This is a genomic window from Rhizobium sp. BK619 (genome assembly GCF_014195245.1).
Taxonomy (GTDB): Bacteria; Pseudomonadota; Alphaproteobacteria; order Rhizobiales; family Rhizobiaceae; genus Rhizobium; species Rhizobium acidisoli.
Window position 1 is genome coordinate 1 of sequence record NZ_JACIBH010000001.1, and the last position, 13,492, is coordinate 13,492.

Sequence of the window (13,492 nt, forward strand, 5' to 3'; positions counted from 1 at the left end):
GCTGAAAACATGCGAGGGACGGTTGAAACATGGGTCAATTCTCAATGGAAATATCTAGCTGCGCCGGGTCAGCTCTCAGTGGAAATCAACACTTCGCAGCCACGGCGTCTCGGAAGAGAACATCCAGAAGGTCTGGCTCGCGATCGCGCTGCACACGACGCCGGGTATACCGGCCCATCTGGATCCAATAGGCGCCCTTACCGCAGAAGGCGTCATGATGGACCTCGTCGGCGCCGGCTACGACCAGTTTACCAAAGACGAGCGAACGGCCGTGGAAGCAGCATATCCACGCGGAGCAGACTTCGCCGAACATCTGCTCCAGGCCCTCTACGACGGTCTGGAGCATCGACCGGAGGTCACACAGGGAACCGGTCTCGCCGACGTCATGGCGGACAAGAACCCTCATTTCCATCGCCGCAACTTCTGCTGCCTAATGAGGAGTTCTCCTTGGGCATGCGAAGAGTGCGTCAACAACTGAAGAGGACGAACCTATGCCTTCGAGACTGGAAGGAGTTTCTGTTCCGGACAGCAAGATCGCCCGCGAGGTCACCGAATTCATCCGCGACACTGAAAGCGATCTGCTGTTCAACCATTCCGTCCGGGTCTACTACTGGGGAGCAATAGCCGGAAACAAGCAGCGAATTATCTTCGACCGTGAATTGCTTTACACGGCTTGCATGTTTCACGACCTCGGACTGACGGAGCATTACGGCGGCAGTCAGCTCCGCTTCGAAGTCGACGGCGCCAATGCCGCGGCCGACTTTCTTCGAAGCCACGGGATCGCGCCAGAGCAGATCGAGCTCGTCTGGAACGCGGTAGCGCTCCACACGACCCCAGGCATTCCGGAATTCATGCGCCCTGAGATCGCTTTGGTTCAGGCAGGCGCCGGAATGGACGTCGTCGGACGTGGTTTCGACGAGTTCTCGCCTGCGGAACGTGAGGCTGTCATCGAGGCATACCCTCGCGAAGCTGCTTTCGCAGAAGGCATCGTCGACGCCTTCTATGACGGAATGAGGCACCGCCCTCAAACCACGTTCGGCACGTTCAACGACGACATCCTCGCGTTCAAGGATCCGACGTTCGAGCGGATCGACATCTGTAAGGCGATCCTCAGTTCTCGATGGAAACTCGACCACCGCTGCGGACACGACTGCGATCACGCTCACTGAGAAGTGGATGGCGGCCTGACGCCGCCGCCTTGGTTGGCTGCTGCAAACACAAGGTCAGCCGATGCCGCGCGGTCCCACAAAGGGATCATAGGAACATGAAGACACGAACATTTCTCGCCACCGGCGCTAGCAAAGGCACCGGCAGAGCGCTCTCACCGCCTGATCGACTCCGGCCATCAGGTTGTCGGCATAGCACGCGGAAAGGACTCGACCTGCGCCGATATCGCCCCTCGTCTCCAGCAGGAGCGCCGCGACGTCGGGGAGGTCTACCTTACGGTAGAGGAGATGAAGTCCGTCCTGAAGGAAGCGGTCGACCATCGGCGGCACGAAATCGATATGGACGAGGCGGAGAGGCTTTCGCGCGGGAACGGACGGTATCTCGTCGCATCGCGAGCGCTGAAAGCCTTCGAGAGCCTGAATGCGAGCTTCCGTACGAGGATGGATTGCGCGCGGAAGAACCCGCGGTTCAGGCGCGACATCTACGACGACCTCCACTTCCTGCTGCGGGTGGAGCATCGGATTGAAGACGAGCGTGATCGGAAGAACGTTATCCGGAAAATCGCGGAGCTGTCGGCGTCGCCCGATGACTGCGCCGCCGTGTCGGGAAGCTAGCCCTTCGAAAGGAAGTCTAGGTCGACGGCCCAGCTCTCCTGGTATTCACGGGCCGACATCTCGTCCAGCGTCTGGACGACGAAGAAGTCCTCCTCGCGGCCGAAGTGCTCGTCCGGCCATGCGAACTTCGGATGGTCCGCCACCTTCTTCAGTTCGTCGAGAATGGCCACTCGGCCAACCGCCTTAGTCTTCTCAGGATCCACAACCACGTGGAATGCGACGAGAGCGCCCTTTGTGTCGAAGTTCGGGGCGGCCCGGAGCCGGAACTGGCTGATGGCGCGATAGACCTGTCCGACCTCTGAATTCACGTCGTGCTTCTCCTTGGCGCGGTTGCGGAGATGCCGCAGCGGGCCGTTGCTGATCAACGTCGGGAAGGCAAACCGCCCGAAGCGGCGTTCCAAGGATTCGCTAAAGATGGAGCGCGTGAAGTCGGTCTTGAACCCGTCGTGCCGATCAAGCTCCAGGAGGGCCTTCTTGTGAAGGCTGGCGGAGCGCCCGAGGTCGACGACGTGCATCTCGTCGACCGGGAGCTCGAGTCCTGCAGCGGCAGGGGTCATGCCTTTGTCGACCTCCGCCTTAAGACCCGGCGTCGCGACGACGATCGGGCAGACGGTCACAAACTCCTTGCCGGGGCCGACGTTGACGATGTCGCAGGTCTGCGAGATCACCACCCAGCCTTCGACCGCATGAAGGTCCTGGTCGAGATCCTCCTTGCTCCAGTCCGTGATAACCGGAAAGACGCGGCAGTCGAGCGCAAAGTCTCCCTGCCGCCACTTCTCGAGGTCTTCCAGCTCCTCGCTGGTGAAGGCATCAGCCTCCTGTCCGTCCGCCATGCCGGCTACTTGACCTTCAGCTTAACCTTCTTGACGACCTTATTGGGAAGGAAACCGGTGACAGCGTCAACCTCCTCCGGCATGTCCGCGCCGATGCGATCGGTCCAGTGGTCCTGGCGGCCGGACAAAACAGGTTCGACGGGCGACCAACGCGCGGGAGGACGTCCCGCGCCCCTGCCGGTAAGGCGTTTTACGACGGCGAACTCGCCGGACGTCAGCATGTCGCGCACGGTGCGGCCGGCGTACGAGGTGGCGATCAGCCCGGCGTTTTCTTCCTGCGGTCCGCGGTCGAAGAACTTCACCGTCTCGTGCAGCGCGGAAATCCGCTTCGCGTTCTCGGCCCTGACCGCCGCTCCCTGCGTCCAGTTGTAGACGGTCTGTCGAGTGCAGCCCAAGAGCTCGCCGATCTCGTTCCACCCGAAGCCGGTCATCCGCTTGATCTCCGCCAGCATCAGAGGCACGTCGTCCGGGGCGGCAAGTACGGTAGGACTGGCGCTTGCGGCAGTGCCACGGCGCAGCAGGCCGCCGTTGACCATCGGCGTGCCGTGCGTAGGCATCGAACGCAATCCGCCGCTGCCGGACGTCGCCTGCTGCGAAACGACTCCGCAGGCGCGACGCAGGGCCTCGAGGCTCTTGTCGTCGACGAGGATCAGACCATAGCCATTGAAGCCGCTAGAGGAGCCGTTGCTCTTGAAGCCAAAAGACTTTCTTGCGATGTTCATCAGGCGTCCTTCCCAAAATGCTCCAGAAACTTGTCGTTCACGCACCAGCGGAAGAAGTCGTAGGCGCGGTTGGCGAGAGAAGTTGTAATCCTGGAGATTTCCTCAACCTTGTATTCCAGAAGATTTGATTCGTAGCTAGAGAATGAATCGACATCGAGAAACCACGAAGGCACGTCCTTTGCAGGCATCATCTCCGGATCATGTGATCCGTCGGCGGGAAGATGTCCCCAGCGGGCCAGAACGCCGCCCTCCGTCGTCTCCGCCTCTAGTTCCGATACCATGTGACGGACACCTTTCAGCGCTCCGGTGATCTCGTTCATGTGCGGATGCAGCAGTTCCTCGATGCGGAGACCGCCGACGAGTTCCACCTGGTCGACATACCGGATGCCGATGCGGTTGACGTGGCTCGGAGAGATCGTCTCGCCAAGATCCTGCAACAGCGCCCGGAACCGTTCCGCGAAGTCGTGGCCAGATCCGTACCTCTCCGTCTCCAGCGTCAGGAACGTGGGGGTGAGCGACACGCGCCAGACGTTCGAAGGATCGATGAAACGCCAGACGGGGTTCGGCGTGACCTGGACGCCGCCGGGGCCGAAGACGAAATGCGGAGTGGCTTCCTGCCGTACCGTCGGATATCGCCGGCGGATCGCCTGCTGGAACCCCGAGACGAACTGGGGATCCGGCGTGACGGTGACGTCCGGGAACCTGACCTGGGCAAGCACCTTGACCAGCGGAGCGTTCTTCAACGGAACATGATCGACGTGTTGTCCATGCAGGGGATCGAAGTTTTTATTGTGAGTCATTGATTTGCCCCTTCCGACTACATCCACGTTATAGCGATGTAAAGTTATGCGTAAAGTGGGATAATGCGCCGCAGGTTTCAACGTTCCGTTAATCAAGCCGCTCAGCTTAGGCGACCACGCCCCTCGGCACGGCCTGTCGGGCGTTTTTGGACGCGAGGGCGGGTCTGAAAGGCAAATGATTTGTGAATTCCTCGCCGGCGATTCTGTCATCGTGCGAAAGAAGGTCGAGCATATGTTCACGACAGAAAAGCTCGAAGAGCTAGCGCGCGAATTCAACAACGCTGCGCAATTGATCCGGGCGTTTGAAAAAGAGGTTGAGGAAAACTCCCGCGGCTAAACGGACACGCCAACGCATTACCCAAGGGCTACTTTGTTCGGGCAGGACGGTCCTTCGGATGTCGCCCGAACAGTTCTACGACCTTCGCCTCGCTCTCGCCGCGGCGCGGCGCTGTCGGCCTTTCGACACCCCAGCGAGGCATATTCCAGATTGTAGAGATGCCTAGGGCCCCCGTACGCTGGTGGTGCATCCAATTGCCGGGGACGAAGGGAGGCTGACGTTTGAACATCCGCGGCTGGCCGCAATCGTAGACGTTCGGCTTGAGCGCCCTGCCCCACTGGCCATCGAACCGACTCTCGAAGACGTCGACGTGGTCCTGGCTGAAGTACATCATCGCATTGAGGACGATGTTGACCAGCATCCACTGCAGCTTCGGATCGCCGCCCGCGATGTCGTCGGCGTGAAAGTCCATCAGTTGGTCTGGGATCGCGGCCGCCGGGATGCCGTCTGGAAACTCGACCATGAACGCGCGGGCCATTCTCTCCTCCGCAACGGAGGTCTCCCACTCCGAATAGTCGAAGGTCATGAACCAGCGGCCTTCGCCCCGGCTGACGTAGGCGCCTTCGAAGCAGGTAACATGGGAGACAGAAGCCTCTTCTGCGCCAATACGACGTCGGCGTCGATGGGCAGGAACTCCGTCTGTGGTGCCATTGGAGCAATTGGTGAAGGACAATGCCATCGAAGAAACCGCCGAGTCCTACTCCCAGAAGAAGACCAGCGGACATCGGGAACTTTCTTCTATCGCCGCCTGCTATGCCAGTCATGCCAGGACCTTCGCTACGACCGCGGCCTCTATGAATGCGCTCCGGGCCAGCGCCGGGCTGCCGTGACGGGCGATCGCGTCCAAGCATCGTCTCTTTGCCAGGGCATATTCTGGACAACCGTTCGATGGCCAGCGGTGGAGGAGTTCAGAAAGCGCCGCGTCGGGGCCATCGATCCGTTCGCGGAAGCCGTTGCCTATCCGCACAAATACCGGTGTGTCCCAGGTGACGTGGAAGGCGACGTCGATAACGTTTTCCACAATAGACCTCCTGTTGACGTTCCCAGGGAAACAAGGGCGCCGCTGCCAGGTTCCTCAGTCGGGAGTTTGGTGCGCTATCGGACGCGTGATCGAGCCGTCGGAACATAAGACCAGTGCTGTGGTTGTCGTTCCCGCAACCTAAGCAATATGGAGTGGAAAATGTTCTACACTGACGGAAAGCTGCAATTTCCTGTGCGCGTCGAAACACCGGATCCATTGTTCGCGCGCGCTTTGCAGCAAGCGATCGGCGGCGTCGAAGGAGAAATTCGAGTCGCGATGCAATATTTCTTCCAGGCTTGCGGCGCCCGCGGAAATCCCAAGTTTCGCGACCTGCTGATGAATACGGCTGCGGAAGAACTAGGCCATATCGAAATGTTGGCGACTGCCGTCGCCCTTAACTTGGAGGGCGCGCCAGTATCGGTCAAGGACGAGGTCGCTGCCGATCCGGTGGCAAGTGCGGTGATTGGAGGTATGAATATGAAGAACCTGCTTTCCGCGGGCCTTTCGGCGATGCCGGTCGATTCCGATGGCGTGCCTTTCAACATGTCGCACATCTACGCCAGCGGAAACATCGCAGCCGACATGACTGCAAACGTCGCGGCCGAGTCCACCGGGAGAGTTCTAGCGGTACGCCTTTTCAATCTGACAAACGATCCCGGCAAGGAAATGCTTTCCTATTTGATCGCGCGCGACACCATGCACCAGAACCAGTGGCTCGCGGCACTCGAAGAACTCGGTGGCCCCACGGGCGTTTTCCCGATCCCCAATAGTTTCCCGCAGGAGAAGGAACTTCAGGAATTCAGCTACGCCTATCTCGGCTTCCAGGCAGACGGCAGCGCCCCGGCCCCAGGTCGCTGGTCGGAAGGGCCATCGGTCGACGGCAAGGGAACGTACTCGACGCGGTCGCTTGAGCCGATCGGCGAAAAACCAATTCTCGGAACGGCCAAACCGAATAGTGGCGCCCAGGCTGAGCAGCTTTGATATTGCGGCGGGCTTCGGCTTGCCCTCAACAGGAGGCGTTCGATGAAACGACTTATTCTCAGCACAGCTGCGTGCCTGATCAGCATGCCGATCTCGGCCGCGGACGATGCCGGCGCGAAGCAGGATTTTGCGCAGAAGGCTTCCATGTCGAACATGTTCGAAATCGAGGCTGCGAAGATCGAAATCTCCAAGGGACGGGCGGTCGATGCGAAGCAGTTCGCGCGGGACATGCTACGGGATCATGGCAGAGCAGTAGCGCCGCTGGCGGATGCAGCCAAGAACGACGGCGTCACCGTTTCGCAGTCGCTCGACGTAGCGCATCAGCAGAAGCTCGACGCGCTTCGAAACAGCGACGCCGCAAACCTCGATCAGGCTTATCTGTCAACGCAGGTGATCGCTCATCAGCAGGCCTATGAGATATTCAAGGCTTACTCGAAGGAGGGTCCTGACGGTTCCTTGAAGAATACCGCCGCAAAAATGTTGCCGGATCTTCATATGCATCTAACTCGTGTCCAAGGCATGGCCAACAAATAGATTTGCCCGACTGAGACAGCGCTCACCACCAGCGCGCGCCCCGCACGAGACCATAAAGGGAACGTCAAAATGGCAGACAACGAGACGCGCGACTTCTTCGTCGCCCGGCTGCGCAACGCGCATGCGATGGAAAACCAGGCGCCCTGACGGAGCACGGATATGCGCGAGCAGCCGTTCGGCGAAGCCATGGTTGATGATGAGATTGCAGAGGTGCTTGCCTATCACAAAGGCGATGTGCAAGCGGCCATAGGGACCCTCCTGGGAGACATTCGCCACCTTCGCTGGCAGTTAGTTTTAACCGAAGGCGCCATGGGCCGAGGCATCGTGCGCGGGTGGCGGCCGAGCTACGATCGAGATTATGCTTGACCGTCCGCAACCAAAAACCGTTACTTTCGAAATCGCTTTTAACGACTGGTGGCGGTCGCAACCGGGTTCTTTCCGAGAGAGCGTTACCCCGTCGGCTGTGCGCGCCTGCTTTCGCGCAGGTTATACCGCCGGCAAAAGAGTCAGCGAACGTCGCTTCGTCTTCAGGGCGGGCCGCATGCGCATCACTGTCTGGGCAACAGGCCCAATGGTGGCGAAGGCGAAAGCCGAGATGGAAGCTGATTTCCGGGCAGCAAAGAAGGGGTGGCCTAAGCCGAAAGCGGGCTGGCAACTCCAGGAGGAAAGATGAGCGATACGGACCGGCCGGCGCTGACGACATCAGCGCACATGTATCTGCATTTCTGCGAGGAAACGGATTGCAACGAGTGGGGAAGCCGGGCAACAGCCCATCGTCGGCCGCGCCAACCCGCTGGTGGTGCTTTGAGCACTTTCCCCACAAGAGTTATGAACAGGAACAGGTGCTGAGACTTAAGCTCGAGGCGGCCGAGCGCGGAGCAGATATTCAATGATTGCTGGGCTGATCATCTGCGCGTCGATGACGGCCGTGGACGGCGACACCGTAAAATGCGACGGGCAGAATATGCGGCTGCTGGGGAAGGCGTTCCGTTCGTCTCGGGCGTAGACACCCCGGAGGTCGGATCGCACGCGAAGTGCATGACGGAGCGGAAGCTCGCGCTGATCGCAAAAGGCCGGCTGAAAGAGCTGCTGGACGAAAAGGGACTGCGGGTGATGTTCAGCGGCGCGATGGACCGGACGCCTTCACACCGGCCGCTCATCAACATCTACCCAACGAATGGTGAAGAAATCGGCAAGACGCTCGTGCGGGAGGGGTTCGCCAGGACTTGGAGCCCGAAGCAGCGAAATGACTGGTGTAGCTGAATTCGGCGCCAGATCCCCGACCTGCATTTAGCCTTTCGGGATAACCGAAGAAAAAGGGATCATCGCCAGGAGCGTGCCATCCTCTGATGCGATTTCAAACGAATCGCCATCGATTGACTGCCGAGTCAGAATAGCTTCTGCGAGGATCTCTCGCGCTGCCTCAAGTGCCCCCGCACAGGCCTCTTCAAGACTCGCGAACTCGGTGCCTTCCTCGTCCAACTCCAGCCTCTCGCCCCTCCTTATATTGAAGTAGAATTTCGGCATAGCCTGCTCCTTCGGAGCTAGCTAAACGGAGATTTGCTCGCGCAGTTCCAACCCGCCGAAGCAGAAGCAATTCCGACCGATCCACCCGCAGGTCAACAGCGCGCTGCTACGCCGGCCGCACCTCATTTGATGGGCCGCTTCGGCTTTTTCGGAGAGCTGGGCGTCGGTTTCTCTGAGCCTGGCGCGGATGAGCTGCGTTTCGCTGAGACCTTGGGTAGGTATCGGTCCGGTCGTGTTGATCTCAGCAGCTTGTATGATTGGTCTAGTCGAAGAAGGGAGGATTCAATCGCGGCCTCGAAGAGGTCCTTGTTCATGGTTGCACACCGCTACTTGCAGGCGGAGGCACAGAGAACCCTCAGTCGCCAACGCCTACGTTGTCGGTTGCTGACGATAGGGGAAGTATAAGCCTATCCTGTGGGAAGTCACCCTCGCCATAGCATCGGCTCTTTTTCGTCATACATTGTCGGGGAAAGGAAAATCATGCTGCCATTCCAAACCATTGCGCAAATTGTTTTAGATGAAAACGATTTGGCTCTCTGTCAGCGGGTCTATGACTTCGTCGTCTCTGCGAAAGGTATAACCAAAGAGGCAGATTGCGAGGAATTGGCGAGCCGGATCATTCAGACATTTCAGCATGGGGTAAAGGACGAGCAAGCGCTGCTGCGGCTGCTGATCTGATGGCGCTCCGAATGTGTGGAACTGTACCGGAACCGCATCCTTGGACTTGTGGAACATCAGCGGCCGCCCAACGCACAGGAGAATTAATGCTCGGGGTTTAGCAGATCGCTGAGCGGCCAATAACAAAATTACCAGAAATTGTATAACCTTGTACCGACACGGCCGATTTTGTACGAAACCGAACACTTCGCCACTCAAATAACTGGGAAGAAAACATTTCCGACGAGTTAATATTATTGCAAATTAATAGAACTTCGGTCAGGGTTACCATTCCGTGGTCAGAGGCGCGGTTAATAGAAACCACCCCCTTCACTACCCCCGCTCAGGCGGGGTCTTCCTCTTAGCTGAACTGGGACTCGCCTCAGTAGATCTTCAGCCGGTGTCGAAGCTGGATCCGGGATCCAAATAGTTCGAAACTGTACAGGAACCGCCGCCTCTGACAGTGGTTAGGCTTCCGGATCGTTGGATAGCGTCTGCCCTGTCTGTTCACGATCTGCCCCTCTAAGGGGTTCGGGCCGCGCAGAGGGCAATGGTCCACTTGTTCTCCAACCCTTCTGCGTGGCCCTTCAGATGTCATGCGGCGCTAGCATCGGAAAAGAGATTGAGAAGACGACGTCCGCCGCCGGACAACCTGCCTGGCCCGAAACTGAAAGACGTCCGTCTTCCTATCGAGGTCGAATGCCTTCGGTGCGATCGCCGGGACAGTCTCGAGCGAAAGGCGTTGGTCGCTCAGTTCGGAGCGGGAGCGAGCTTTGCCAAGCTGCGGCGCGCTTCGCCATGGGATGCGATCGCATGTGCCATCCCGAAGGCGACCGTGTGGGACGCGGTTTCCGTGCCTCGATCCCTAAGACGGGCGCGGAACATAAGGCTCTGATGCTCGTTCGCTCCTCACCCACCCCAGGAGGAGCATCATGACCAACATTTACAACGAAGGCGCGCCCAGGTTCGCGAGCGGCCTCGCCAAGAGCACGCTTACCGCCTTCTTCGACAGCAGGAGCGACGCGGAGGCGGCTATCGACAACCTGAAGGCGGCCGGCGTCGCCGACGTCCGTCTCATGCCGGGCTACGAAGCCGACGGCGAAGGGGGTGGAGCCGCGGCGGAAAATACCGGCTTCTGGGCCGGGCTCGCGGACTGGTTCTTCCCGGATGAAGACCGCGACGTCTACGCCGAGGGCCTTCGCCGCGGCGGTTTCCTCGTCTCCGCATCCGTCGACCAGAACACCTACGATACGGCTCACGACATCCTCGACGACGAAGGTGCGATCGACATGGACGAGCGCGCAAATCTTTGGCGTGAGGAAGGCTGGACGGCGGGAACCAGTCAGCAGGTGGTGGCGACGAAGGACGACGTCTTCCAGGCTGATGCGACTGCCAGCAGCGCCACGGGCATCGGTCGTTCAGGCGACCTCGCCGCGCGTTCGCGCATACGACCTAGCGGAAGACCTTCCGAACGACGTTGTCGACGACGTGATCCCGACGGGCCATCAGCGTGATGCGTCGGAAGACGACCGACCTGCCGACGACCGGAGGTCGCAGGAGCAGTCGATCGACGACCTGCGGCAGAGCCAGACCCTACCCGGAACCCGCTAAGTCATGATTTAACGAAAGGCCGCGTGATAGCGCGGCCTCTCTAAATCAGACTACCGCGTCATGCCTTCGTTTTCGTCTGCGGGATCGAAGTTGATATCCCAGTCCTTCACGGGCTTCTTTCCCGGCGGCGTCTTGTTTTCGGTCGCATCTTCCGATCCGGTGATCACTGTGGGCTTTGCGCTGTGGACGCCGCTCGACTTCCGGTCTGCTACCGACTTGGCATATTGCCCTTTGGCATCCTTTTCGACGTCCGACATCTCAATCGCCCTTCTGCTTGAATCCATCCGAGACCTTCTTCACCTCTGGATCGCTGTTGGTTTCGCCATTGGCGTCCTTGGCTCGGTCGGGGTCGTCTTTTGCCGGCATGTACCCCGGCGGCGTATTCTCCTGCGGGCCTTCCCATCTGGGCGACTGATCGGTGGTGCCTGGGGCACCGTCCTTCGGTTTATCCATTCCCATTTCGGTTCCTCCTGTTTGGTTACAGGTAACCTTCGCAGCGGCCTCCTTGTTCCTCTTTCGTCGCCGAAGTGTCGGAACCATCCTCCTGGTTCGACATTCCCTTAATGAGCGCGGGCCGTGTCAAACGGACGCGACAGGGATGGTGAACATCGCGATTTTTCCGTTTTCTCGCGATGGCAACGAAACGGCAGACGAGCGCCCCACCTGTCCGGCATCGCCCTCACCCTTCATTTGCAGGAGCTTGGATGTCGGACGATCTGCAGTCGAAGAAGATCGCCTGGTTAGGCTCGCTGCCACCCGTCCTCCCGGCCGAATTGACCGGGGTGTGGCGGGGCGAAGGCATTCCATCGGGGCATCCGTTGGACGGCGTGCTGGAAAACCTGCAGTGGTTTGGCAAGAGATTTCCCCCCGACTTCAGAGCGGACGCGTTGCTGTTCCAATGGCGACCGGCACGCCTAGTACCCATCGAGCCGTCCTTCTTCCCGATCCGGACGGTGATCCGCTTCGCAGCCTTCGGCAAGACATGATGGCCATTGCCAGCCGTCGAAACGCCGCCATTTTCATTTCAGGCCGGCCGACCTATCAGCAATCGTGATGCAGGCATCACGACAAAACATTTGAACTATCTCAACTCGGTGCCGGAAGGTGATAAGCCGGGCAGTCGTCCGCCCGGTGTTACGCAAGGGATATTTCAATGATTACCTGCCACCTGCGTTATGTGATCGATCCGTACAAGCTTGCGGAATTCGAGGAATATGCCCGGCTCTGGATTCCGATCGTCAACAGGATGGGCGGCACCCATCACGGTTATTTCCTACCATCCGAAGGCGCCAACAACATTGCGGTCGCCTTGTTTTCGTTCCCGAGCCTTGCCGCCTACGAGGACTATCGCACCTGCCTGGCAAGCGATCCGGAATGTCAGGCTGCTTTCGAACTCGATAAACGCAACCGCAGTATCGTCAGCTATGAACGTAGCTTCATGCGGCCCGTGCTCTGCTGATGGAATTCGTGCAGTTGCGGCATTGGCTGAATTTCAATTGACCGCTCGCGCCGGACCCAACCCGATATGTGTCCAGGCGGCCGAGTCACGTCCGATTGGATTGCCGTCCCCGGAATGTGGCGGTTCGCAGAATCCCTAATGTCGGCAAACCTTGCCAATCATGGATGCAAGTTCGTCGCCCCAAATGATCAGATAACTCCGATCGTCGGCTCTAACCAAAACTTCAAGAGCCGGAATGTCGTGGGCATGCTGGCCTGCGTATTCGATAGCTTTTCTAAGAGAGCCGAAGGTCCGGGTCGGAGTGCGATCAAGCCAGCTATGCACTGTACCTGGGGTAGCTGCATGTAGCAAAAGCTTGTCTATCATCGCGAAACCGTGAGGTGCAATTAACGCGGTAATGAATGTAATGCTGCAAATCATCCGAGCAAACGATTGTAACCCACAAAACTGGTTACCTCTCCGTTTACGAATGGTGCGATTTGCGTTTACCTTCCCTCGGAACTTGCCAAATTAAGTAACGCTCAGCTAGCTCCACCGAGACAAAAAACCCGCTCCGAAGTGGGCAGTTCAGGGGAGTGGCGGGCCTGTGAAAGCGACACCATAAGTGGCCGCCGAGCCGGCGACTGCGCCCATGTCTTCGGGGATGCGGTATTTGTTGCGGCCCATCTCCAAAAAATACGCTTCGAAGCCGCCAGGGGTGAGCATAGTCAGCATTCGTGCCGGCTTATCGCCTGCAACCCTAAAAGTGTGCTCAATGCCGCGCGGCATGAACACGGCTTCCCCAGCTCCCTTGACCACCGTTCCGTCCTTCGTCCAGAACTCGACATCGCCCGAGAGGACAAAGAATGCTTCGTCTTCATTTTTATGAACGTGTCGAGGCGGGCCATACCCGGGTTCGGTGACGCTCTCAACGAGCGCGAAAGCGCCGCCGGTTTCCGGCTTGGTCAACAAAAGCGTGTACGTGGTGCCCAGCCATTCTGTGGTGCGATTAGCCATGATGTCCATCGTGTTCCCTGGGTTGCGAACAAGCGCGCAGTATGAGTCTAAGGTTTGGCTCAGCACTACGTCGTCACATATAAGAAGAAGCAAAGATGATATGACGATCGGTAGCGTAACATATGGATGTCACGACTGGCTATACCTGGGACAATACCAATTATGACTGGCTACTCCCCGGTATTCCAAACCTCGGGCAGTAGACGGCCACGTTCACGGGAGCGCAAAACCGA

Annotated in this window: 20 protein-coding genes and 4 pseudogenes; 14 read left to right on the forward strand and 10 right to left on the reverse strand. The window is 58.8% G+C overall.

All coding sequences use genetic code 11. From position 1 onward, the window contains the following. Positions 1-214: 214 nt before the first annotated feature. From FHX14_RS00005 to FHX14_RS00015, 3 genes are all read left to right on the forward strand, one after another. Positions 215-478, forward strand: coding sequence for a hypothetical protein (locus FHX14_RS00005; protein ID WP_210300928.1), 264 nt, complete (start codon positions 215-217; stop codon positions 476-478). A 13-nt stretch (positions 479-491) separates the two neighbouring features. Beyond that, positions 492-1,169 (forward strand): HD domain-containing protein, encoded by a 678-nt coding sequence (locus FHX14_RS00010; RefSeq protein ID WP_184375244.1) that lies wholly within the window; start codon positions 492-494, stop codon positions 1,167-1,169. A gap of 285 nt (positions 1,170-1,454) precedes the next feature. Further along, positions 1,455-1,781: a hypothetical protein gene (locus FHX14_RS00015; RefSeq protein WP_184375246.1), complete on the forward strand. Its 327-nt coding sequence runs from the start codon at positions 1,455-1,457 to the stop codon at positions 1,779-1,781. On the opposite strand, the gene FHX14_RS00020 is transcribed toward FHX14_RS00015, so the two are convergent. From FHX14_RS00020 to FHX14_RS00030, 3 genes are read right to left on the reverse strand one after another with little or no spacing between them, the layout of a single operon-like run. Further along, a complete protein-coding gene (locus tag FHX14_RS00020) occupies positions 1,778-2,614 on the reverse strand; it encodes a hypothetical protein (protein WP_184375248.1) in 837 nt (278 codons plus the stop codon). The genes FHX14_RS00015 and FHX14_RS00020 overlap by 4 nt on opposite strands. 5 nt (positions 2,615-2,619) lie before the next feature. Next, entirely contained in the window at positions 2,620-3,336 is a 717-nt protein-coding gene (locus FHX14_RS32835) for a hypothetical protein (protein WP_246713328.1), read from the reverse strand. Then, positions 3,336-4,136, reverse strand: a complete 801-nt coding sequence (locus FHX14_RS00030; RefSeq protein WP_184375250.1) for a TIGR04255 family protein — start codon at positions 4,134-4,136, stop codon at positions 3,336-3,338. The genes FHX14_RS32835 and FHX14_RS00030 overlap by 1 nt, the downstream gene beginning before the upstream one ends. Positions 4,137-4,311: 175 nt before the next feature. Here FHX14_RS00030 and FHX14_RS00035 point away from each other — a divergent pair, with 175 nt between their 5' ends. Continuing rightward, on the forward strand, positions 4,312-4,473 hold the full coding sequence (locus tag FHX14_RS00035; RefSeq protein ID WP_184375252.1) for a hypothetical protein: 162 nt from the start codon (positions 4,312-4,314) through the stop codon (positions 4,471-4,473). A gap of 28 nt (positions 4,474-4,501) precedes the next feature. Here FHX14_RS00035 and FHX14_RS00040 read toward each other — a convergent pair whose 3' ends face one another. The 3 genes and pseudogenes from FHX14_RS00040 to FHX14_RS00050 form a co-directional block, all read right to left on the reverse strand. Beyond that, positions 4,502-5,152, reverse strand: coding sequence for a hypothetical protein (locus FHX14_RS00040; RefSeq protein ID WP_184376280.1), 651 nt, complete (start codon positions 5,150-5,152; stop codon positions 4,502-4,504). Further along, a pseudogene (locus tag FHX14_RS00045) lies at positions 5,103-5,237 on the reverse strand (DUF2243 domain-containing protein); the annotation flags it as partial. The gene FHX14_RS00040 and the pseudogene FHX14_RS00045, both read right to left, overlap by 50 nt. Further along, positions 5,234-5,494 (reverse strand): DUF982 domain-containing protein, encoded by a 261-nt coding sequence (locus FHX14_RS00050; RefSeq protein ID WP_184375254.1) that lies wholly within the window; start codon positions 5,492-5,494, stop codon positions 5,234-5,236. The pseudogene FHX14_RS00045 and the gene FHX14_RS00050, both read right to left, overlap by 4 nt. A 159-nt stretch (positions 5,495-5,653) precedes the next feature. Between FHX14_RS00050 and FHX14_RS00055 the strand changes: the two genes are divergently transcribed. The 6 genes and pseudogenes from FHX14_RS00055 (at position 5,654) to FHX14_RS00075 (ending at position 8,272) form a co-directional block, all read left to right on the forward strand. Next, the gene (locus FHX14_RS00055) at positions 5,654-6,475 is read left to right on the forward strand and encodes a manganese catalase family protein (RefSeq protein ID WP_184375256.1); all 822 of its coding nucleotides are present in this window, start codon (positions 5,654-5,656) and stop codon (positions 6,473-6,475) included. A gap of 42 nt (positions 6,476-6,517) precedes the next feature. After that, the gene (locus tag FHX14_RS00060; protein WP_184375258.1) at positions 6,518-7,009 is read left to right on the forward strand and encodes a DUF4142 domain-containing protein; all 492 of its coding nucleotides are present in this window, start codon (positions 6,518-6,520) and stop codon (positions 7,007-7,009) included. Positions 7,010-7,168: 159 nt separating this feature from the next. Beyond that, positions 7,169-7,375 (forward strand): CUE domain-containing protein, encoded by a 207-nt coding sequence (locus FHX14_RS00065; RefSeq protein ID WP_184375260.1) that lies wholly within the window; start codon positions 7,169-7,171, stop codon positions 7,373-7,375. Then, positions 7,368-7,682, forward strand: a complete 315-nt coding sequence (locus tag FHX14_RS00070; protein ID WP_184375262.1) for a hypothetical protein — start codon at positions 7,368-7,370, stop codon at positions 7,680-7,682. Before FHX14_RS00065 ends, FHX14_RS00070 begins: the two co-directional genes overlap by 8 nt. Positions 7,683-7,720: 38 nt before the next feature. Beyond that, positions 7,721-7,902: pseudogene (locus FHX14_RS32840) on the forward strand (hypothetical protein). After that, positions 7,899-8,272 (forward strand): annotated as a pseudogene (locus FHX14_RS00075) (thermonuclease family protein). Before FHX14_RS32840 ends, FHX14_RS00075 begins: the two co-directional pseudogenes overlap by 4 nt. Before the next feature lie 27 nt (positions 8,273-8,299). Here the strand turns inward: FHX14_RS00075 and FHX14_RS00080 are convergent. Next, a complete protein-coding gene (locus tag FHX14_RS00080) occupies positions 8,300-8,536 on the reverse strand; it encodes a hypothetical protein (protein WP_003595294.1) in 237 nt (78 codons plus the stop codon). A 480-nt stretch (positions 8,537-9,016) separates the two neighbouring features. Between FHX14_RS00080 and FHX14_RS00085 the strand changes: the two genes are divergently transcribed. Beyond that, positions 9,017-9,214, forward strand: a complete 198-nt coding sequence (locus tag FHX14_RS00085) for a hypothetical protein (RefSeq protein WP_003595293.1) — start codon at positions 9,017-9,019, stop codon at positions 9,212-9,214. Positions 9,215-10,125: 911 nt separating this feature from the next. Beyond that, positions 10,126-10,707 carry a hypothetical protein gene (locus tag FHX14_RS00090; protein WP_246713329.1) on the forward strand — a complete coding sequence of 194 codons (582 nt, stop codon included), beginning with the start codon at positions 10,126-10,128 and terminating at the stop codon, positions 10,705-10,707. A gap of 147 nt (positions 10,708-10,854) precedes the next feature. Here the strand turns inward: FHX14_RS00090 and FHX14_RS00095 are convergent, their stop codons facing one another. After that, positions 10,855-11,061 (reverse strand): hypothetical protein, encoded by a 207-nt coding sequence (locus tag FHX14_RS00095; protein WP_184375264.1) that lies wholly within the window; start codon positions 11,059-11,061, stop codon positions 10,855-10,857. A gap of 1 nt (position 11,062) precedes the next feature. After that, complete coding sequence (locus tag FHX14_RS00100) at positions 11,063-11,263, reverse strand: hypothetical protein (RefSeq protein ID WP_184375266.1); 201 nt, start codon at positions 11,261-11,263, stop codon at positions 11,063-11,065. Between the two features lie 245 nt (positions 11,264-11,508). Here FHX14_RS00100 and FHX14_RS00105 point away from each other — a divergent pair. Together FHX14_RS00105 and FHX14_RS00110 are read left to right on the forward strand one after the other, a co-directional pair. Further along, positions 11,509-11,787 (forward strand): annotated as a pseudogene (locus FHX14_RS00105) (GXWXG domain-containing protein); the annotation flags it as partial. 170 nt (positions 11,788-11,957) lie between these two features. Further along, positions 11,958-12,263: an NIPSNAP family protein gene (locus tag FHX14_RS00110; protein WP_184375268.1), complete on the forward strand. Its 306-nt coding sequence runs from the start codon at positions 11,958-11,960 to the stop codon at positions 12,261-12,263. A gap of 567 nt (positions 12,264-12,830) precedes the next feature. Here FHX14_RS00110 and FHX14_RS00115 read toward each other — a convergent pair. Continuing rightward, the gene (locus FHX14_RS00115; protein WP_184375270.1) at positions 12,831-13,268 is read right to left on the reverse strand and encodes a cupin domain-containing protein; all 438 of its coding nucleotides are present in this window, start codon (positions 13,266-13,268) and stop codon (positions 12,831-12,833) included. Positions 13,269-13,492 lie beyond the last annotated feature (224 nt).